Source organism: Pseudomonas sp. TH43 (genome assembly GCF_016650635.1).
Lineage (GTDB): Bacteria > Pseudomonadota > Gammaproteobacteria > Pseudomonadales > Pseudomonadaceae > Aquipseudomonas.
Map to the genome: position 1 here is coordinate 351,920 of NZ_JAEKFI010000003.1, position 20,837 is coordinate 372,756.

Genomic DNA, 20,837 nt, shown 5'->3' on the forward strand with positions numbered 1-20,837 from the left:
CTACCCCGTAGGACAACAACACTTAGCGAGTCGGCACTTTTCCCTAGAAGTGTAATCCTAACAGCGGCTAAGGTCGCGGGGGGTATCTATCTGTGAAAGGGACTACAACAATCAGGGCTTTTTCGGGCCCTGAAGTTGAAGTTGTTCCGGGGTATCAGGCAAACGTTCGACCACGGCGAGCTTTTCCGGTTGCTGGCGATTACGCCACAGACGGAAGGCATTGAGTTCATCGTCGAGACTTTTCATCACCCAGGCGAGGACGGCGATATCGTCGAGCATGCCGAATACGGGGATGAAATCGGGAATGGCATCCACCGGGCTGAGGAAGTACATCAAGCCTGCCACCACCGAAATCAACGCCTTTGGGCTGATCGCGCGGTACTCGCCACGCCAGTAGGCCAGGCACAACGCCTGGAGCAAGCGCAGGTCATCTTTGAGCTTACCCAGGCGATTGCCTTGCGCTGCGCCTTTGCTGGCCACGGCAAACAGCAAGGTCGGCAGCCGGCCACGGGCCAGCAGTCGACCAGCCAGAGGCAGGAATCGAGCGAAATTCCACGGAGCTTTCATCTATTCCTCCCGTTGAAATGTTATCCACACAAATTGTGGATAACCTTGTGAACAGAGCTGCATTTCAGCGCTGAGAGCCCCGTTTTATAAGGGCTGCGCTCAGATCGGGCGTTTTTTACTCACATAAAAAACCCCAATAATTCATTGACTTGGCGGCCAAGGGCGTCTAGCGCGAGTAGCCTCAAAGCTATGACTGCCCTGACCGCCATCGGTTCGCTCTGTTTACCCTTGCCAACATCCAGATGCAACAACGCCCCGCATAAGCGAGGCGTTGTTGGTGAAACCGACGCTGATTACTTGGCAGCGGCGTCTTCTTTGGCTGGATCCTTGATGGCCAGCAGTTCCAGGTCGAAAACCAGAACCGAGTTGGCCGGGATAGCCGGGCTTGGCGATTGCGCGCCGTAAGCCAGATCGCTAGGGATGTACAGTTTGTACTTCTCGCCAACGTGCATCAGTTGCAGACCTTCAACCCAACCTGGAATCACGCCGCTCACCGGCAGATCGATCGGGCTGCCGCGCTCGACGGAGCTGTCGAATACGGTGCCGTTGGTCAGCTTGCCGGTGTAGTGAACAGTCACCACGTCGGTCGGCTTAGGCTGTGGGCCGTCAGCTTTTTTGACCACTTCGTATTGCAGGCCGGAAGCGGTGGTTGTTACACCCGCTTTCTTGCCGTTTTCTTCGAGGAATTTCTTGCCGGCGGCTGCCGACTCTTCGCTCATCTTGGCCATACGCTCTTCAGCACGCTTTTGCAGCGCGGCGAAGGCTTCAACCAGATCTTCATCTTTCAGCTTCTGTTCTTTCTTGCCGACGGCATCTTCGATGCCCTGGGCTACCGCTTTGGAGTCCAGATCATCCATGCCTTCCTGAGCCAGGCTTTTGCCCATGTTCAGGCCGATACCGTAGGAAGCTTTCTGCGCCGGGGTTTTCAGCTCTACGCTGGTCTGCGAATCACAACCCGCGAGGACCAGGCTAACCAGGGCTACCGCCGCCGCCAACCGATGCTGTTTCATGCTATTTCCTTGTTCATGCGCCGAAAGGGCAATCGAGTAAAGCCGCGAGCTTATCAGGCCGCCACGACCAATGGCTACCGGCATGAGAGCAGTAAAGCGGCGATAAGTTCAGGGATTAAAACGCATTTGGGCAAAGCGACGATGAAGCTTCTGTCATCTCGCTCTGACACAGGCGTGCACCTCCTCGTCCATCATCGGGCGTAATGGCCACTTGCCCCACGAGGCTCGGCTCAGGCATAACAGCGCAACAATTCGACAAGGATGTTTTAACTTGCGCCTCTTATTCCGTGTTTTGACCCTGATCGTGGTGCTGCTGGGACTGGTTCTGGCAGTGGTGCTGTATTACATCGCCAACCCGAAACTGCCCCTCTTTACCCCCGTAGAACAGGTGCATTACCTGCAGCAATGGTCGGAGGAAGACCGGCAGACCTACTATTTCACGCCCCAAGGCACGCAGGTCAAAGGCCTGCGTTATGAATGGTTCCAGGCGCTGGAGCTACCCTTCTCCGAACAGCGTTTCGCCGCCCCCGACTACCTCGCCCGCTTCGGTTTTCTGATCGATCCGCAACAACAAGCCACGCCGAACAACCCCGGCAATCTGCCGGCGGGCTTCGCGCGCCACCAGAATCCCGGCAGTCCGGAGCAATATCTGGACATAACTTGCGCCGCTTGCCACACCGGCGAACTGCACTTCAAAGGCCAGGCCGTACGGATTGACGGCGGTACCGCACAGCACGTCCTGCCTTCCAGCGTTCCGACGTTACGCGGTGGCAGTTTCGGACAAGCATTGGTCGCCAGCCTGACCTCGACTTACGTCAACCCTTGGAAATTCGAACGCTTCGCCCGCAATGTGCTGGGTGACGAATACGAAGTGCGCCACGAACAACTGCGCAAGGACTTCAAAACCTCCCTGGACACCTTCCTCAAAGTTGCCTGGAACGACACCCACCGTGGTCTCTACCCCACCGAAGAAGGCCCGGGCCGCGCCGACGCCTTCGGGCGGATTGCCAACGCGACGTTCGGCGATGCCATCTCTGCGAGCAATTATCGCGTGGCCAACGCGCCAGTGGATTACCCGCAACTGTGGGACATGTGGACATTCGATTGGGTGCAGTGGAACGGTTCGGCGCAGCAACCCATGGCGCGCAATATCGGCGAAGCGCTGGGTGTAGGCGCGACGTTGAACTTCTTCGACGACAACGGCCAGCCGCAGCAAGGCGATGCGCGTTACGCCTCCAGCGTGCGCGTGCGCGATCTGCACAAGATCGAGGAGACCCTGCAGAAACTGCAGCCGCCGGCCTGGCCGGAAGAGCTGTTGGGTGCCGTCGATAAACCGCTGGCGGCCAAGGGACGTGCTTTGTTCACCGAGAACTGCGCCGGCTGTCACGTTCCGCGCGTCACACAAGAGGGTGAACGCTGGGTGCAGCGTTTGCACATGCTACCGGTGCAGGTCATCGGCACCGATCCCAACGCAGCCAACAACATTGCCAACCACCGTTTCGACCTCACTGCGCTGCAATGGGACTTGAAAGAACTGGAAAAAATGGATGTAAAACTGCATCCGACGCCCAAGGAACCGCTGGATCTGAGCCAGCTGTCAGTCGCCAAAGGCCTGGCTTACGTCACCGCATTTGTCGAAAACCGTGCCTATCGCGAGGCCAAAGTGACGCCCGAGGAAAAGCCAAAGCTCGACGGTTTCGGCCTGCCCATCGGTGTTCGCGAGGAAGTCGCCTACAAGGCCCGACCGCTGGCCGGCGTGTGGGCCACGGCACCTTTTCTGCACAACGGCTCAGTGCCGAGCCTTTATCAGTTGCTGTCACCGCAGGATGAGCGCGCCAGCACCTTCTATAAAGGCACCTTCGAATATGACCCTCGGCATCTGGGCTATCGCACCGAGGCGTTTACCAATGGCTTTTTGTTCGACACGCGGATCACCGGCAACCATAACAGCGGCCACGAATTTCGCGCAGGCGAACGCGGCAATGGCGTCATCGGCCGACTGCTGCAGCCAGAGGAACGCTGGGCCTTGCTCGAATACCTGAAAGTTCTGGGCGGCCCACTGGAGGCGCAATTGCCATGATCCTGCCGACATTCAAAAAGGAACTGCCGTTGCTGGCGCGAATCTGGTTGTGGCTGGGGCGTTTTCTGGGCAAAACGTTGCTGATCCTGATCGCCATTGGCCTGCTCGGCTGGGCTGTCGCCGCGGCCTGGTTTGCCTGGCAGCATCGCGGCCCGGTTTCGGCGCTGGAACAGATTCCGCCCGGTGAGGCTGCGATGACTCAGGATGTGATCCAGACGGCCGTGCGCATCGTTGATCAACACCGTGAAGGCACACGCTACCTGCGCGACGCGCATGCCAAGGCGCATGGTTGTGTAAAGGCTGAGGTTCAAGTGCTGCCGGCACTGGCGCAGTCGCTGCGCCAAGGCGTTTTCAGTGAACCGGGAAAAACCTGGCACGCGATGATCCGCCTTTCCAATGGCAATGCTTACCCGCAGTTCGACAGTATTCGCGATGCTCGGGGCATGGCAATCAAACTGCTCGATGTGCCGGGCAAAGCGTTATTAAGTGACCGCCAGCAGCAGCGCGAACAGGATTTCGTGATGTTCAGCCACCCGAACTTCTTTGTCAGCGATGTCGCCGAGTATCGTCAGAATGTGGCAGCGCAGGCTGACGGCAAAAAAGTCATGGCGTTTTTTCCGGCTTGGGATCCACGCACCTGGCAAGTGCGCCATTTGTTCATCGCGCTGGCAACGTTGGCGCCGCCGCCGGACAGTCCGACGGGGACTGCCTATTTTTCGGTATCGCCCTACAAGTTCGGGGAAGCCAATGCCAAGTTTCGGGTGATGCCGGACCCGGACAACTGCCCGGCTTACACACTGCCCAAACAGAACCACGACTTGCCGAACTTTCTTCGTAGCGCGCTGAGCCAGCAGCTATCTACGGATCGCGTGCCTGCCTGTTTCGTCTTGCAGATCCAGCGTCAGGACGCAAACAAGTACATGCCGATCGAAGACACCAGCATTGAGTGGCGCGAGGAGGACGCACCCTTCGAAACCGTGGCGCGGATCACTTTGCCGCCACAGGACTTCGATACACCGGCGCTGAATCTGGCCTGCGATAACCTGTCGTTCAATCCGTGGTTTGGCGTTGAAGCGCATCGGCCGATTGGCGGGATCAACCGCTTGCGCAAAGCGGTGTATGAGGCAGTGAGTGACTATCGGCATAGCCAGAATGCCGCCCAGTAAAAAGACAGACACATGACCCGTGGCGAGGGGATTTATTCCCGTTGGGTTGCGCAGCAGCCCCAGCTTTAAAAACGTGGGCCTGCTGCGCAACCCAGCGGCGATAAATCCCACCACCACAGAGCCCGCGTCGACATTCATAAATCCCGGACAGCAAAAAGCCCGCACTAGGCGGGCTTTCTGTGGAATCTGGCGTTCAGTGTTCCAGATTCCGAATATGGCGCAGCGGACGGGACTCGAACCCGCGACCCCCGGCGTGACAGGCCGGTATTCTAACCGACTGAACTACCGCTGCGCGAAACGCTTGAAACGAATGGTGGGTGATGACGGGATCGAACCGCCGACATTCTGCTTGTAAGGCAGACGCTCTCCCAGCTGAGCTAATCACCCTTCGCTTCGTTACGAGACGCATTATGCCACAAGTTTTCGTAAAGTGTTGATTTAATTGAAGTTTTTTTCAAATAAATCCGAAAACCGGTAAAACGACACATCCCGCGGGTACAACGTACAAACTTGAGACAGAAAAAAACCCGCATCAGCGGGTCTTTCCGTGGTGACCTGGCGTTCAGCGTTCCAGGTTACCGAATATGGCGCAGCGGACGGGACTCGAACCCGCGACCCCCGGCGTGACAGGCCGGTATTCTAACCGACTGAACTACCGCTGCGCTAAACACATGAAACGAATGGTGGGTGATGACGGGATCGAACCGCCGACATTCTGCTTGTAAGGCAGACGCTCTCCCAGCTGAGCTAATCACCCTTCGCTTCGGTGTGGCGCGCATTCTACGGAGCGACCCCACCTCTGGCAAGCACTTTTTTAAATAATTTTCTCAGGCCTTCCAAAGGCTTAGAGAAGGGTTGGCCTATTAGACGGCGAAGACAATAATGCCCCCCTTTGTATAAAGGAGAGACTCACCCCATGTGGTTCAAAAACCTGCTCATCTATCGCCTGACCCAAGACCTGCCTGTCGATGCCGAGGCGCTGGAAACTGCACTGGCCACCAAACTGGCGCGTCCATGTGCAAGCCAGGAGTTGACCACCTACGGTTTCGTCGCGCCGTTCGGCAAAGGCGAAGATGCTCCACTGGTGCACGTCAGCGGTGACTTCCTGCTGATTTCCGCACGAAAAGAAGAACGTATTCTGCCGGGCAGCGTCGTGCGCGACGCGGTCAAGGAAAAGGTCGAAGAGATCGAAGCCGAGCAAATGCGCAAGGTCTATAAGAAGGAACGCGACCAGATCAAGGATGAAATCATCCAGGCGTTCCTGCCGCGCGCCTTTATCCGTCGCTCGTCGACCTTCGCCGCCATCGCGCCGAAACAAGGCCTGATCCTGGTCAACTCGGCCAGCCCGAAACGCGCTGAAGACTTGCTGTCGACCCTGCGTGAAGTAATCGGCACCCTGCCCGTCCGCCCACTGACGGTTAAAATGTCGCCAACCGCGACCATGACCGAATGGGTTACCACGCAAAAAGCCGCCGACGACTTCTATGTACTGGACGAGTGCGAGCTGCGCGACACCCACGAAGACGGCGGTATCGTCCGTTGCAAGCGTCAGGATCTGACCAGCGAAGAAATCCAGTTGCACCTGAGCACCGGTAAAGTGGTCACTCAACTGTCGCTGGCCTGGCAGGACAAACTGTCGTTCATGCTCGACGACAAGATGACCGTCAAACGTCTGAAGTTCGAAGATCTGTTGCAGGATCAGGCGGAACAGGACGGTGGCGACGAGGCACTGGGTCAACTGGATGCCAGCTTCACCCTGATGATGCTGACGTTTGGCGATTTCCTGCCGGCGCTGGTTGAAGCGTTGGGTGGGGAAGAGACTCCGCAGGGGATCTGAACATAACGGGTTTCAACTGAAGAAACCGGGGTCTACTGTGGGAGCTGGCTTGCCAGCGATAGCGGTGTTACAGATAGCTCATACGGCGTCTGACATACCGCCATCGCTGGCAAGCCAGCTCCCACAATGTTTTGTGGTGTTCATTCAATAATAAGGAACAAGCCATGCGCGCACTGGCTGCACTCAGCCGCTTTGTCGGCAATACCTTCGCTTACTGGGTTCTGATCTTTGCCGTCGTGGCGTTCCTGCAACCGGCGTGGTTCCTCGGCCTCAAAGGCGCGATCGTGCCGCTGCTCGGGCTGGTGATGTTCGGCATGGGCCTGACCCTCAAACTCGATGACTTCGCCGCTGTCGCCCGCCATCCGTGGCGTGTGGCGCTGGGCGTGGTCGCGCACTTCGTGATCATGCCCGGTGTGGCGTGGTTGCTCTGCCAGGTGTTCCACCTGCCGCCGGAAATCGCCGTCGGGGTGATTCTGGTCGGTTGCTGCCCAAGCGGCACGTCGTCGAATGTGATGACCTGGCTGGCACGCGGCGACCTGGCGCTGTCGGTGGCCATCGCCGCCGTCACCACCCTCCTCGCTCCGCTGCTGACCCCGGCGCTGATCTGGCTGCTGGCCTCGGCGTGGTTGCCGGTGTCGTTCATGGAGCTGTTCTGGTCGATTCTGCAAGTGGTGCTGCTGCCGATCGTCCTCGGTGTGGTCGCGCAACGTTTGCTCGGTGACAAGGTTCGCCACGCCGTGGATGTGTTGCCGCTGGTGTCGGTGGTCAGCATTGTGATCATCGTGACCGCCGTAGTGGCGGCCAGTCAGGCGAAAATCGCCGAGTCCGGCCTGCTGATCATGGCCGTGGTGATGCTGCACAACAGCTTCGGTTATCTGCTGGGGTATTTCACCGGGCGACTGTTCAAGCTGCCGTTGGCCCAGCGCAAGTCGCTGGCACTGGAAGTGGGAATGCAAAACTCCGGGCTGGGCGCTGCGTTGGCCAGTGCCCACTTCTCGCCACTGGCGGCGGTGCCGAGCGCGTTGTTCAGTGTCTGGCACAACATTTCCGGCGCACTGCTTTCGACGTACTTCCGCCGCATGAGTGAAAAGGAAGATCGTGAAGCGCTGGCGCAACGGGCGGCCGACTGACCTGAAAACTTGATCCCTGGATTAATGCTCGTCACTATGTTGCGCAACGCGGGGACGACCCTGCGGCTCGATCGAGTTTTTTAATCTGGGGACGACCCCGTCAATCGATGGAGGTCTCTCATGTCCTGGATCATTCTGTTTTTCGCCGGCCTGTTCGAAGTTGGCTGGGCCGTCGGCCTGAAATACACCGACGGCTTCAGCCGCCCGCTCCCCACCGTACTGACTATCGCAGCCATGGCCGTCAGCCTTGGCCTGCTCGGCCTTGCGGTGAAGGAATTGCCGCTGGGCACGGCTTATGCGATCTGGACGGGCGTAGGCGCCGTGGGCACGGTGATTGCCGGGATCATTCTGTTTGGTGAGTCGATGGCGTTGATTCGGCTGGCCAGCGTGGCGTTGATCATCACGGGTTTAATCGGCCTCAAGGTCAGCGCTTAGGCCTCTGACCCCATCGCTGGCAAGCCAGCTCCCACAGAGATCTCCAGTGAACACACGATCCTGTGCACACCCGAGAAACCTGTGGGAGCCGGGCTTGCCCGCGATGAGGCCAGATCAGACAACAACTATCTGACGGCCCCACGCAATTCGCCCACCAAACCCTGCAACTTCGCCGGCTCCGCCCCTTCAACAGCAACAGGCGAACCCGCCACCAACGTCACCCGCGACCACAAGCGACGGAACACACCCTTGTTCGGATCGCGACTGAAGAAACTCCCCCACAACCCCTGCAATGCCAGCGGAATCACCGGCACCGGCGTCTCTTCGAGAATGCGCGTCAGCCCACCCTTGAACTCGTTCATCTCACCATCAGCCGTCAATTTGCCTTCCGGGAAGATGCACACCAGCTCACCGTCCTTCAGATACTGGGCGATGCGGGTGAAGGCTTTTTCGTAGATCTGAATGTCTTCCTGGCGCCCAGCGATAGGAATTGTCCCCGCCGTGCGAAAGATAAAGTTCAGCACCGGCAGGTTGTAGATCTTGTAGTACATGACAAAGCGAATCGGCCGACGCACCGCGCCGCCAATCAGCAAGGCGTCGACGAACGATACGTGGTTGCACACCAGCAACGCTGCCCCTTCATCCGGGATTGCTTCGAGGTTGCGATGCTCGACACGGTACATGGAATGGCTGAGCAACCAGATCATGAAACGCATGCTGAACTCGGGAACAATCCTGAAGATGTAGGCGTTGACACCGATGTTCAGCAACGAGACCACAAGGAACAGCTGCGGGATCGACAGTTTCGCCACGCTCAACAACACGATCGAGACAATGGCCGACACCACCATAAACAGTGCGTTGAGAATGTTGTTGGCCGCGATCACCCGCGCCCGCTCACTCTCGACGGTACGCGACTGGATCAGGGCGTACAGCGGCACGATGTAGAAACCGCCGAAAACGCCGAGACCGAGAATGTCGATCAATACCGCCCAGGTGTGGACGAAACCCAGTACCTCAATCCAGCTGTGGCCGGTGACGCTGTCGGGGATTCCACCGGAATGCCACCACAGCAGCAGCCCGAACACGGTCAGACCGAACGAGCCGAACGGCACCAGACCGATCTCGACTTTGCGCCCGGAGAGCTTCTCGCAAAGCATCGACCCCAAAGCAATACCGACCGAAAACACGGTCAGGATCAGCGTGACCACGGTTTCGTCGCCGTGCATCCACTCCTTGGCGTAAGCCGGGATCTGCGTCAGGTAAATCGCCCCGACAAACCAGAACCACGAGTTGCCGACAATCGAGCGTGACACCGCCGGGGTCTGGCCCAGACCGAGTTTCAGGGTCGCCCAGGATTGGCTGAAGATGTTCCAGTTCAGGCGCATTTGCGGCGTTGCCGCCGCCGCTCGCGGAATGCTGCGACTGGCCAGATAACCGAGCACCGCAATCCCGACGATGGCGCCGGAGACCAGCGGTGCGTAGTGCGTGGACGACATGATGACGCCCGCGCCGATGGTGCCGGCGAGAATCGCCAGAAACGTGCCCATCTCCACCAGACCGTTGCCGCCGACCAATTCGTCCTCGCGCAATGCCTGCGGCAGAATCGAATACTTCACCGGCCCGAACAACGCCGAGTGCGTGCCCATGGCGAACAGCGCCACCAGCATCAGCGACAGATGGTCAAACAGAAAACCGACCGATCCTATCGCCATGATGGCGATTTCGGCGAGTTTGATTACACGGATCAACGCGTCCTTGGCGAACTTCTCACCGAATTGACCGGCCAGCGCCGAGAACAGGAAGAACGGCAGGATAAACAGCAGCGCACACAGGTTGACCCAGATCGAGCGGTCTCCCTCGATGGCCAACCGATAAAGAATCGCGAGGATCAGCGACTGTTTAAACACGTTGTCGTTAAACGCACCGAGCGACTGCGTGATGAAGAACGGCAGGAAACGCCGGGTACGCAGCAGGTTGAACTGTGAGGGGTGACTCATCTTCCGTGTTTCCCTGATTTTTCTTAGAGAGGGGCCTGGATACTTCTTATTGGAATCTCGAACCGCGTTCCAGGCCACACCTTACCTAAACTTTTCAGGTTATTTCTTTAAACCTGCGATGCACGGCGAGACAAACAGCTCACCGCGCCAAGCGCCCTGCACGGTACGTTTGCCGACGATCAGCCACATCACCGCGAGCAACGTCACCAGTGCCGTGCCGAATACGCTGAAAAACGTCAGGTTGAGAACACTCGCCAGTTTCAGCGTCGCCAGCGAATAAACCCCCAGCGGAAATGTGAAGCCCCACCAGCCAAGATTGAAAGGAATGCCGTCGCGCAGATAGCGCACGGTGATCAGCAGCGCCATCAACATCCACCACAACCCGAAGCCCCACAAGGTGATCCCGCCGACCAGTCCCAGCCCCGCAGCAATTTCGCCAATACCCGGCAAGCCGTTAGCCGCAAAGATCGCCGGGGCATCGCCGCCGAGCAACAACATGCCCAAGGCGCCCGTACCGATCGGGCCGAGGGCCAGCCAGCTCGACGCAGCCATGTTTTCGTGAGGCAATTTGTGCAGCGCCATGCGCAGCAGCAGGATCGTCAGAATGCTGAACGCCACGGGTAGGGAAAATGCCCAGAGCACGTAGCTTGTGGTCAACACCACCAGTTGCGAGTGGGCATCGGTCAGATGCGGCGCGAGCAAACCACCACTGGCCGCCGCGACTTCCGCGGCCACTACCGGCAACAGCCAAACGGCGGTCATCTGATCGATGCTGTGTTCTTGCCGGGTAAACATCATGTACGGAATCAACACGCCGCAGGCCAGCGACATCGCCACATCAATCCACCACAGCACTTCGGCAAGGTGAATCACGCCATCGCCCCAACGCGGCAGACCAAACACCAGAAAACCGTTGATGATCGTCGCCAGGCCCATGGGAATAGTGCCGAAGAACATCGACACGGTGGAGTGCCCGAAAATCCGCCGCGCCTCGTCGAAGAACAGCATCCAGCGGGCAGCGTAGGCAACGGTAAACAGCGTGAACAACAGAATGTTGAACAGCCACAAACCTTCGGCAACCGCGTGCAGGCCGGGAATGGCCAGTGGCAATTGCGCCAGCGCCAACGCCAGCACGCCGGTACCCATGGTCGCGGCGAACCAGTTCGGGGTGAATTGACGGATCACTTCACGCGGATGCTGAAGCTGGCTGAACGGCTTGATGCCGGGTTTGCTGCTGTTGGGGCAAGTCATCGTGAACTCCTGTCCTCTGGTGAGGTTGAGTCCATGGTAGAACCGAATCGAATATCTATATAACGGGTAATATCTCTAACTGTTATCTGTTTTATCAATAAGCGGTCAGACACTGCCCTCCGCTTCGATCACCAGAATCCGCGCCGCGCCCTGCGGATGCGCGACATGCTCGGTGCCGACCGACGCATGGAAGATGTCACCAACTTCAAGCTGCACCTGTTTTTCCTCGCCCAGTTCGCGGTAATGCATGAGCACTTGGCCATCGAGCACCACGAACACTTCTTCGCCATCGTTGACGTGCCACTTGTACGGCTGATCGGTCCAGTGCAGGCGCGTGGTGATGCCGTTCATGTTGGCGATGTCCAGCGCGCCCCAGGCGCGCTCGGCGGTAAAAGACTTGCTGCGAATTATCTTCATGCGTCGATCCGTGAGAGGAAACTCACTCAAGGCTAACCGAAACCACAGCCGTTATGGAGCGCTGCAAACCTTGGCCGCGGCTGGACGCAAGCTGAGTAACAGCGCGCCAACCGCCAGCACGATCAATACTGCACCGTAGCCATCAGTGGTCGCCAGCAAGCCAAAGCTGCGCGCCAAGTGCCCGGCGAGCAAGGCTGGCAAGCAAAACGCCAGATAACTGAGCACGTAATACGCTGACATCAAACCGGCGCGCTCATGAGGCAAGGCCAGCGGCACCAGGCTGCGCACGGCACCGAGAAAACCCGAGCCGAAGCCGCAACCGGCGACCAGAGTACCGAGGAAAAACACCGTCAAACTGGCGCTGTGTACACCGAGCAGAATCAGCATCAGACCGATCGGCAGCAAACTCGCGCCCAATTGCAGCGAGCGTCTGGCGCTGCGATTGCGCAGGCTGAAGATCATCAGCGCGCCGGTCACGGTCAATGCCGCCACGGTTGCCCCGCCAATCAGGTTGGACGTCGAACCGGTCGCCGTGCGCACCAATGACGGTGCCAGCGAGGCGTAAAAACCACCCAATGCCCATGTAGCAGTGTTTAACGGCAGGACTTTCCACAACGTCGCGCGCGCTTGAACCGGCACATGCAAGGTCGGCCGCAACGACGCCCAGGCACCGGTTTGTCGGCTGACGCTTTCCGGCAAACGCCAGACATACAGCGCCTGCAACACAAACAACGCCAGCAACAGCCAGTACGTCAGTTGCAATGGCGCCGGGGCGAATTCGGCCAGCAGCCCACAACCCATGCCGCCCATTGCCATGCCCAGCAAGGGCGCCACGCTGTTGATCAACGGCCCTTGCTGGCGATCAGTGTCGAGCAGCGTCGCGCTCAACACCGCGGTGGCCATGCCGGTGGCAAAACCTTGCAAGACGCGCGCGCTGATCAGCCATGTCACGCTGTCGGCATAGATGAACAACAGCATCGCCAGTGCATTGAGCAGCACGGCGACGAAGATCACCGGTTTGCGTCCCAAATGGTCAGACAGCGAGCCGACTGTTAATAGTGCCGCCAACAGACTGAGTGCGTAGACGCCGAAGATCAGCGTCAGCACCGCTGAGGAGAACTGCAGTTGATCCTGATACAGGTGATACAGCGGCGTCGGCGCCGTGGAAGCCGCGAGAAAACTCAGTAAGGTAATCGCCAGAAACCACAGGCTGGATCGATGGGACGCAAGGCTGGTCATGTGCACACTCCGCAAAAGCTAATTTTTTGCTTTTGCGGAGTGTGCTCTCGGCTTGCTCTTAAAGCAAATTCTTTGTGTTAAGGTCTGCCCCATGGCTATTAAAGAAGGTTTACGCCCCGGCGGCCGCAGTGCCCGGGTGCAAGAGTCGATTCATTCGGCAGTCCACGCGCTTCTGCAAGAGCAGGAGCGCTCAACCGTGACCGTCCCGCAAATCGCGGCGCGCGCGGGGGTTACGCCGTCGACGATCTATCGGCGCTGGGGCGATCTGGCGGCGTTATTGGCTGACGTCGCCCTCGCCCGCATGCGCCCGGACATCGAGCCGGCAGAAACCGGCAGCTTGCGCAGCGATATTCGCGCCTGGGCCGAACAGTATCTCGACGAGATGAGTTCCGAGCCCGGCCGCAACGTGATGCGCGACGTGCAGGCGAGCGCGACGCCGGGGTATTGCGTGACGATTATTGGCGCGCAATTGCAGACGATCATTGAGCGGCATCCCGATGAGCAGGCGCCGAGCGTTGATCATTTGATTAATCTGGTGGTGGCGCCGGTGGTGTTTCGCATTCTGTTTTCGGCAGCGGCGCTGGAGGTTGAAGAGTTGCATCGGTTGATCGATATCGCGTTGCAACAGGGCTGACGCCATCGCTGGCAAGCCAGCTCCCACAGAGATCTCCAGCGAATGGGAATTTTGTATACGCCCGGAAAATTGTGGGAGCTGGCTTGCCAGCGATGAGGCCCGCCCAGTCACCATAAAACCACCCGGTTCCACACCTGCGACACCCCGCCGCTCCACGACCTTGGTCGACACTGACTAACCGCCCCGCGCATGCGAGACTGTCCGCCCGGGCAGGAGTGCCGGGAGGTCTTCTGTCAGGAGTGTTGCATGTCGTTGTCCAGCGGGCTGATCGCCGCCGTCGCCCTGGCCTATATGGCCATCATGTTCGCCATCGCCTTCTACGGCGACCGTCGCAGCGCACCTTTGCCGCCGCGTATGCGTGCCTGGGTGTACAGCCTGTCGCTGGCGGTTTATTGCACCAGTTGGACATTCTTCGGCGCGGTCGGCCAGGCCGCCGAGCAACTATGGTCATTCCTGCCGATTTACCTCGGGCCGATCCTGCTGTTGGTGGGCGCGCCGTGGGTTCTGCAAAAAATGGTGATGATCAGCAAACAGGAAAACATCACTTCCATCGCCGACTTCATTGCCGCGCGCTACGGTAAATCGCAAACCCTGGCGGTGGTGGTCGCGCTGATCTGCCTGGTCGGCGTTCTGCCTTATATAGCCTTGCAACTCAAAGGCATCGTTCTCGGCGTCAACCTGCTGATCGGTGCCGGTGCCGACGCCATGGGCACCCGCGCCCAGGACACTGCATTGATTGTGTCGCTGGTACTGGCGCTGTTCACCATCGTCTTCGGTACGCGCAACCTCGACGCCACCGAGCACCACCGCGGCATGGTGCTGGCGATTGCCTTTGAATCGCTGGTCAAACTGTTCGCGTTTCTTGCCGTCGGCGCCTTCGTGACTTATGGCCTGTATGACGGTTTCGACGACTTGTTCAATCAGGCCATGCTCGCCCCGCGCCTTGAGGAATACTGGAAAGAGACGATTAATTGGCCGTCGATGGTCGTGCAGACCGGCGTGGCGATGATGGCAATCATCTGTCTGCCCCGGCAGTTTCATGTCACGGTGGTGGAGAACATCGATCCGCAAGATCTGCGCTTGGCCAAATGGGTATTCCCGGCTTATCTCGCCTTGGCCGCGCTGTTTGTAGTCCCTATCGCGTTGGCCGGTCAGATGCTGCTGCCCAGTGACGTGCTGCCAGACTCATTCGTGATCAGTTTGCCGCTGGCTCAGGCCCACCCGGCGTTGGCGATGCTGGCGTTTATCGGTGGCGCATCGGCAGCGACCGGCATGGTCATCGTTGCCAGCGTGGCGCTGTCGACCATGGTTTCCAACGACATGCTGCTGCCATGGTTGCTGCGGCGCAACAACGCCGAGCGCCCGTTCGAGGTGTTCCGCCAATGGATGCTCTCGGTGCGTCGGGTGAGCATCGTTTTGATCCTGCTGCTCGCCTACGTCAGCTATCGCTTGCTCGGTTCGACGGCCAGCCTGGCGACCATCGGCCAGATCGCCTTCGCGGCGGTCACGCAACTGGCACCGGCGATGCTCGGCGCGCTGTACTGGAAACAGGCCAACCGTCGCGGAGTGTTCGCCGGTCTCGCTGCCGGTACGTTCCTGTGGTTTTACACGCTGATCCTGCCGATTGCCGCGCACAGTCTTGGCTGGTCGCTGAGCAGTTTTCCCGGCCTGGCGTGGCTGCACAGCAACCCGCTGAACCTGCCAATCACGCCGCTGACTCAAGGCGTGGTGCTGTCGCTGGCCGGTAACTTCACCCTCTTCGCGTGGGTCTCGGTGCTGTCCCGCACACGCGTCTCCGAGCACTGGCAGGCCGGGCGTTTTATCGGTCAGGAAATCAGTGCCCGGCCGAGTGCGCGTTCAATGCTCGCGGTACAAATTGACGATTTGCTGCAACTGGCGGCGCGTTTTGTCGGTGAAGAACGCGCACGCCAAAGCTTCATTCGTTTCGCTTACCGCCAAGGCAAAGGCTTCAATCCGAATCAGAATGCCGACGGCGAATGGATCGCCCACACCGAACGTCTGCTGGCCGGTGTCCTCGGCGCTTCTTCGACACGCGCTGTAGTAAAAGCCGCCATCGAAGGACGGGAAATGCAGTTGGAGGACGTCGTCCGAATCGCCGACGAAGCGTCGGAAGTCCTGCAATTCAACCGAGCCCTGTTGCAAGGCGCGATCGAGAACATCACCCAAGGCATCAGCGTGGTCGACCAGTCACTGAAGCTGGTGGCCTGGAACCGTCGTTATCTGGAGCTGTTCAATTACCCGGACGGCTTGATCAGCGTCGGCCGGCCGATTGCCGACATCATTCGCTACAACGCCGAACGCGGTTTGTGCGGGCCCGGCGAAGCGGAAGTCCACGTTGCCCGCCGCTTGCACTGGATGCGTCAGGGCCGCGCACATACGTCAGAACGGCTGTTCCCCAACGGCCGGGTGATCGAACTGATCGGCAACCCGATGCCGGGCGGCGGTTTCGTCATGAGCTTCACCGACATCACCGCGTTCCGCGAAGCCGAACAGGCACTGACCGAGGCCAACGAAGGGCTGGAGCAGCGGGTCAGCGAGCGGACACAGGAACTGTCGCAACTCAACGTCGCACTCACCGAAGCCAAAGGCACCGCCGAGGCGGCGAACCAGTCGAAAACCCGTTTCCTCGCCGCCGTCAGTCACGACTTGATGCAGCCGTTGAACGCCGCGCGCCTGTTCTCCGCCGCCCTCTCCCACCAGGACGACGGCTTGAGCAGCGAGGCGCAGAAACTGGTGCAGCATCTCGACAGCTCACTGCGTTCGGCTGAGGATCTGATCAGCGACCTGCTGGACATTTCCCGGCTGGAAAACGGCAAGATCAACCCGGATCGCAAGCCGTTTGCAGTCAATGAGTTGTTCGACACTCTCGGCGCGGAGTTCAAGGCTCTGGCGCAGGAACAAGGCTTGACGTTCCGTGTGCGCGGCAGCCATATGCGTATCGACAGCGACATCAAGCTGCTGCGACGAATCCTGCAAAACTTCCTCACCAACGCTTTCCGTTATGCCAAGGGCCCGGTGCTATTGGGCGTACGGCGACGCGGTGGCGAGTTGTGTCTGGAAGTATGGGATCGCGGCCCCGGCATTCCTGAAGACAAACAGCAGGTGATTTTCGAGGAGTTCAAACGCCTCGACAGCCATCAGACCCGCGCCGAAAAAGGCCTTGGGCTGGGCTTGGCAATTGCCGACGGTTTGTGTCGCGTGCTCGGCCACACGCTGCGCGTACGTTCATGGCCGGGACGCGGCAGCGTGTTCAGTGTCAGCGTGCCGTTGGCGCGCACGCAAACCGTGCCAGCCAGCCCCGTCGCCGAGTTGAATGGCAAATTAATGAGCGGCGCACAGGTGCTGTGCATCGATAACGAAGACAGCATTCTGATCGGCATGAACAGCTTGTTGAGCCGTTGGGGTTGTCAGGTCTGGACCGCGCGCAATCGTGAAGAATGTGCGGCGCTGCTAAACGACGGAGTGCGCCCACAATTGGCGTTGGTCGACTATCACCTTGATCACGGCGATACCGGGACTGAGTTGATGGCGTGGTTGCGCACCACGCTGGGCGAGCCGGTGCCGGGGGTGGTGATCAGTGCTGACGGACGCCCGGAGATGGTGGCGCAGGTGCATGCGGCGGGGCTGGATTATCTGGCCAAACCGGTTAAGCCAGCGGCGTTGCGGGCGTTGTTGAGTCGGTATGTGCCGCTTTAAAAGCACAAGATCGCAGCCTTCGGCAGCTCCTACCTGCGATCTCTGGTCTTTATTCTGGCAACTCGACCAAGCCGTCGACATCGGTCATCGCCCGTTCCAGCAGATCCGCCGGCAGGCTCTTGCTCGCCCGCGCGCCCAGCAATTTCAGCTGTTCACTGCGGCTGACCAGGTTGCCGCGCCCTTCTGTGAGTTTGTTGCGCGCGGAGCTGTAGGCCTTGTCCAGTTGTTGCAAGCGATTGCCGACTTCGTCCAGGTCCTGAATGAACAAGACGAATTTGTCGTACAGCCAGCCGGCGCGCTCGGCGATTTCCCGGGCGTTCTGGCTTTGGCGCTCCTGCTTCCAAAGGCTGTCGATCACCCGCAGCGTTGCCAGCAGCGTGGTCGGGCTGACGATGACGATGTTGCGGTCGAACGCCTCTTGAAACAGGCTCGGCTCAGCCTGCAAGGCGGCCGAAAACGCCGCTTCGATCGGCACGAACAATAAAACGAAATCGAGGCTGTGCAGGCCTTCCAGGCGCTTGTAATCCTTGCCGGCCAGGCCTTTGACGTGATTACGCAGCGACAGCACGTGCTGCTTGATCGCGATTTGCCCGAGGCTGTCGTCATCAGCCGCAACATATTGTTGATACGCCGTGAGACTGACTTTGGAGTCGACCACCACTTGCTTGTCACCCGGCAGGTAAATGATCACGTCGGGCTGGAAGCGCTCGCCGTCCGGGCCCTTTAGATTGACCTGCGTCTGGTACTCGCGGCCCTTTTCCAGGCCGGCGTGTTCGAGCACGCGTTCGAGGATCAATTCGCCCCAGTTACCTTGGGTCTTCTGACCTTTGAGGGCTCGGGTCAGGTTGGTTGCCTCGTCGCTCAGACGCAGGTTGAGGGCCTGCAACCGCTCCAGTTCCTTGGCCAGCGAGAAGCGCTCGCGGGCTTCGGCCTGATAGCTTTCTTCCACACGTTTTTCGAAGGATTGAATGCGTTCTTTCAACGGATCGAGCAACTGCCCGAGACGCTGCTGGCTGGTCTCGGCGAAGCGCTGTTCACGTTCGTCGAAGATCTTCCCGGCCAGCTCGGCGAACTGCGCACGCAGCTCATCGCGCGAGCCTTGCAGGTCGTTGAGACGTTGTTGATGGCTGTCCTGCTGCTCACGCAGTTCGGCGTTCAGCGAAGCGGCCTGAGCGTCGAGGCGGCGCAGTTCGGCTTCTTTGCTGGCACGCTCGAGGTTCCAGGCATGGGACGCGTCACGGGCGTCGTCGCGCTCGATCTGCAGCAACTCGACTTCGCGACGCAGGGCCGCCAGTTCGGCCTGCTTGGCGGCATTGGCCTGACCAAGGTCGGCTACTTCGTCACGACTGGCTTCAAGCTGAGCGTTAAGGCCATCCTGCGCCAGTTGCGCCATGGCCAGGCGCTCTTCGAGCACGCCAACCTCGGCCTGCCCGGTGCTTGCCCGGCGCTGTAGTTGCCAGGCCAGCGCCAACAGCGGCAACCCTGCGCCTGCGAGACCGAGCAACACGCTGGTCAAGTCCATAGCCATAGCGACTCCTGCCGATCCGATAAAGCCTGAAGGTTAACCAAGGTGTCAGAGCTTGGACAGCTCAGTCTTCGATGAGGCCCAGTTCCTGTTGCGCACGCAGGTCGCCGGCGCGGGCAGCCTGGCGCAACAGGTCGTGGCCGATACGTCGGTCACGGGCATTGCCACACTCGCGGCACATCAGCTGGCCGAGGCGGCTTTGTGCAGCCACAACGCCTTCGCGCGCCGGTTGCTTGAGCAGGCGGCCGGCGAGGTGCTTGGCATTATGGCTGTCACTCAGGCGCGGGCTGTCGAGTAGCCATTCGGCCACACGCACGGAAAATCGCTTGGGCGGGGTAACAGGAGGGAGTTGTGAGGTAACAGAGTCTGATACTGAGCGAAACTTCATAAAGCACTGTGGGACAGATCGGAAGGCGCGCCACTCTACTCTCTTTTTCTTACAGGTAAAGTCGAAAAATAACCCGGCACGCCCGTGCTAGAGCAAGCGCTCGGGACAATCCACAGAAGCTGTGGATAACTCAGTGGACAACCGTCCTTCAACCCTCGCAAAGCCTTGTAGAATGGGGCCCGCAGTCAAACTGACGATTTTTTCACCAACAAAAAAAAGCGATGTTTTTCATTGACTTAAACTTTCGATGCAGGCAGCCACCGGGGTCAGGTTTGGTGTGACAGCGTTGTTACAGCTCGCGCAACTAATGTGCACAAGTACCTGTTACCCGGTTATATCGATGCGCTTTTTCGGGTCGTTTGGGGCCTCATCTGGGGATAAACCGGTCTGGCACGCCACTTCATGACAAATTCTTCACCGACCGATGGTCGATAAATGAGCCAATACGGGGCGCACTCGCAACGGCGCGAGCAGACCTTCGCGGCACTTGCAATGTTTTTTCAACAAGGATTTGCTTTAGCCATTTCGATCCGTTACTATCCGCGGCGTTAGTACCAAGCTGAAAGTCAATTCCGGTCGAACACATCCCCACGGTCAGCCTTCTTCCAAGAAGCCCCTACCGAAAACAGCGGGAACGACCCCTCGATGGTTTCCAGGTAAATCTTGCGACAGCACTGCCTTTGATAAATGCAAAGGGTGTTGCGAAGGCCACTTACTCTGACCGAACCAACCTGCAAATTGATCAGGATCTTCACCCCGGGCCCAGAACCTTTGCCCTTGATGTGTTGCCTGCCCTCCTAAGTACCTACCTGCCAGCCCAAGCGCGCCAACTTATAAGCGCTTCAAACTGGCTGCTTTGTTCCAGTCGGGTTCTTCGTTCGACCAATGGTGGTCGACGTTACTGGAACGTTTTAACGTTGCACGGTTCTTATCCGTGTCATTTGTAGGAACACCTAATAACTATGTCTACTCAAATCCATACTCAGGATGCCATTCGCACCCTAACCAACGCTTTTGCTCCGATGAACTGCCTGATCATGGCCGCTCGCAAAGGCTGCTTCAGCTTCACATTGGTCAACGAACACGGTATCGCCCGCCACAGCGAGCGTCTGTACCCAGATCAATACTCCAGCGCTGAACCGCTGCAGGCCGTGATCGACCGTACACGTCAGGCACTGGTTGCCTGAAAGCCGAAAAGGCTGCAAAAGCAAAAGCCCCGCACAAAATGCGGGGCTTTTTATTGCCCGATGTTTCACTTTTTGCCGCTGGCGCTTAAGCACCAACGGATATAACGGTTATAACTCGAAGCCGGAAATATTTTAAAAACAGGCCTTTACGTCGCGAATATGACACTACACTTCAACTCAAGCGGCGTGATCCGCTTGCGGCGAGCCTGAACCGATCCACTGCTGCCAAGCCCCCTTCAGGTCTCGCCATTAAT

At 58.9% G+C, this 20,837-nt stretch carries 16 protein-coding genes and 4 tRNA genes; 8 read left to right on the forward strand and 12 right to left on the reverse strand.

Going from position 1 to position 20,837, the window contains the following annotated elements:
* Positions 1 to 111: 111 nt before the first annotated feature.
* Together JFT81_RS11110 and JFT81_RS11115 are read right to left on the reverse strand one after the other, a co-directional pair.
* A complete protein-coding gene (locus JFT81_RS11110) occupies positions 112 to 567 on the reverse strand; it encodes a YkvA family protein (RefSeq protein ID WP_201227345.1) in 456 nt (151 codons plus the stop codon).
* Between the two features lie 293 nt (positions 568 to 860).
* The gene (locus JFT81_RS11115; RefSeq protein ID WP_201227346.1) at positions 861 to 1,577 is read right to left on the reverse strand and encodes an FKBP-type peptidyl-prolyl cis-trans isomerase; all 717 of its coding nucleotides are present in this window, start codon (positions 1,575 to 1,577) and stop codon (positions 861 to 863) included.
* 271 nt (positions 1,578 to 1,848) lie between these two features.
* Here JFT81_RS11115 and JFT81_RS11120 point away from each other — a divergent pair, with 271 nt between their 5' ends.
* Positions 1,849 to 3,657: a di-heme-cytochrome C peroxidase gene (locus JFT81_RS11120; RefSeq protein WP_201227347.1), complete on the forward strand. Its 1,809-nt coding sequence runs from the start codon at positions 1,849 to 1,851 to the stop codon at positions 3,655 to 3,657.
* Positions 3,654 to 4,823, forward strand: a complete 1,170-nt coding sequence (locus tag JFT81_RS11125; RefSeq protein WP_201227348.1) for a catalase family protein — start codon at positions 3,654 to 3,656, stop codon at positions 4,821 to 4,823. Before JFT81_RS11120 ends, JFT81_RS11125 begins: the two co-directional genes overlap by 4 nt.
* A 215-nt stretch (positions 4,824 to 5,038) precedes the next feature.
* Here JFT81_RS11125 and JFT81_RS11130 read toward each other — a convergent pair.
* From JFT81_RS11130 to JFT81_RS11145, 4 genes are all read right to left on the reverse strand, one after another.
* Positions 5,039 to 5,115 (reverse strand) — tRNA-Asp (locus JFT81_RS11130).
* Positions 5,116 to 5,134: 19 nt separating this feature from the next.
* Positions 5,135 to 5,210 (reverse strand) — tRNA-Val (locus tag JFT81_RS11135).
* Positions 5,211 to 5,408: 198 nt separating this feature from the next.
* A tRNA-Asp gene (locus JFT81_RS11140) sits at positions 5,409 to 5,485 on the reverse strand.
* Between the two features lie 19 nt (positions 5,486 to 5,504).
* A tRNA-Val gene (locus tag JFT81_RS11145) sits at positions 5,505 to 5,580 on the reverse strand.
* A 159-nt stretch (positions 5,581 to 5,739) separates the two neighbouring features.
* Between JFT81_RS11145 and rdgC the strand changes: the two genes are divergently transcribed.
* The 3 genes from rdgC (at position 5,740) to sugE (ending at position 8,225) form a co-directional block, all read left to right on the forward strand.
* Entirely contained in the window at positions 5,740 to 6,660 is a 921-nt protein-coding gene (gene rdgC / locus JFT81_RS11150) for a recombination-associated protein RdgC (protein WP_007919763.1), read from the forward strand.
* A 164-nt stretch (positions 6,661 to 6,824) separates the two neighbouring features.
* A complete protein-coding gene (locus JFT81_RS11155) occupies positions 6,825 to 7,790 on the forward strand; it encodes a bile acid:sodium symporter family protein (RefSeq protein ID WP_201227349.1) in 966 nt (321 codons plus the stop codon).
* A gap of 120 nt (positions 7,791 to 7,910) precedes the next feature.
* Positions 7,911 to 8,225, forward strand: coding sequence for a quaternary ammonium compound efflux SMR transporter SugE (gene sugE, locus JFT81_RS11160; RefSeq protein WP_201227350.1), 315 nt, complete (start codon positions 7,911 to 7,913; stop codon positions 8,223 to 8,225).
* 125 nt (positions 8,226 to 8,350) lie between these two features.
* Here the strand turns inward: sugE and JFT81_RS11165 are convergent, their stop codons facing one another.
* The 4 genes from JFT81_RS11165 to JFT81_RS11180 all read right to left on the reverse strand — a co-directional run bounded on the left by JFT81_RS11165 (position 8,351) and on the right by JFT81_RS11180 (position 13,132).
* Entirely contained in the window at positions 8,351 to 10,225 is a 1,875-nt protein-coding gene (locus JFT81_RS11165) for an MFS transporter (protein WP_201227351.1), read from the reverse strand.
* Between the two features lie 99 nt (positions 10,226 to 10,324).
* Positions 10,325 to 11,476, reverse strand: coding sequence for a TDT family transporter (locus JFT81_RS11170; protein ID WP_201227352.1), 1,152 nt, complete (start codon positions 11,474 to 11,476; stop codon positions 10,325 to 10,327).
* 105 nt (positions 11,477 to 11,581) lie between these two features.
* The gene (locus JFT81_RS11175) at positions 11,582 to 11,893 is read right to left on the reverse strand and encodes a cupin domain-containing protein (RefSeq protein WP_201227353.1); all 312 of its coding nucleotides are present in this window, start codon (positions 11,891 to 11,893) and stop codon (positions 11,582 to 11,584) included.
* A gap of 51 nt (positions 11,894 to 11,944) precedes the next feature.
* Positions 11,945 to 13,132, reverse strand: a complete 1,188-nt coding sequence (locus JFT81_RS11180; protein WP_201227354.1) for an MFS transporter — start codon at positions 13,130 to 13,132, stop codon at positions 11,945 to 11,947.
* 91 nt (positions 13,133 to 13,223) lie between these two features.
* Here JFT81_RS11180 and JFT81_RS11185 point away from each other — a divergent pair, with 91 nt between their 5' ends.
* Together JFT81_RS11185 and JFT81_RS11190 are read left to right on the forward strand one after the other, a co-directional pair.
* A complete protein-coding gene (locus JFT81_RS11185; RefSeq protein WP_201227355.1) occupies positions 13,224 to 13,766 on the forward strand; it encodes a TetR/AcrR family transcriptional regulator in 543 nt (180 codons plus the stop codon).
* A 246-nt stretch (positions 13,767 to 14,012) separates the two neighbouring features.
* Positions 14,013 to 17,483 (forward strand): PAS domain-containing hybrid sensor histidine kinase/response regulator, encoded by a 3,471-nt coding sequence (locus tag JFT81_RS11190; RefSeq protein ID WP_201227356.1) that lies wholly within the window; start codon positions 14,013 to 14,015, stop codon positions 17,481 to 17,483.
* A gap of 49 nt (positions 17,484 to 17,532) precedes the next feature.
* Here the strand turns inward: JFT81_RS11190 and rmuC are convergent, their stop codons facing one another.
* A complete protein-coding gene (gene rmuC, locus JFT81_RS11195) occupies positions 17,533 to 18,897 on the reverse strand; it encodes a DNA recombination protein RmuC (protein WP_201228085.1) in 1,365 nt (454 codons plus the stop codon).
* 175 nt (positions 18,898 to 19,072) lie between these two features.
* Complete coding sequence (locus JFT81_RS11200) at positions 19,073 to 19,396, reverse strand: sel1 repeat family protein (protein WP_201146755.1); 324 nt, start codon at positions 19,394 to 19,396, stop codon at positions 19,073 to 19,075.
* 962 nt (positions 19,397 to 20,358) lie between these two features.
* On the opposite strand from JFT81_RS11200, the gene JFT81_RS11205 reads away from it, so the two are divergent.
* On the forward strand, positions 20,359 to 20,583 hold the full coding sequence (locus tag JFT81_RS11205) for a hypothetical protein (RefSeq protein WP_003214941.1): 225 nt from the start codon (positions 20,359 to 20,361) through the stop codon (positions 20,581 to 20,583).
* The last annotated feature ends 254 nt before the right edge of the window (positions 20,584 to 20,837 follow it).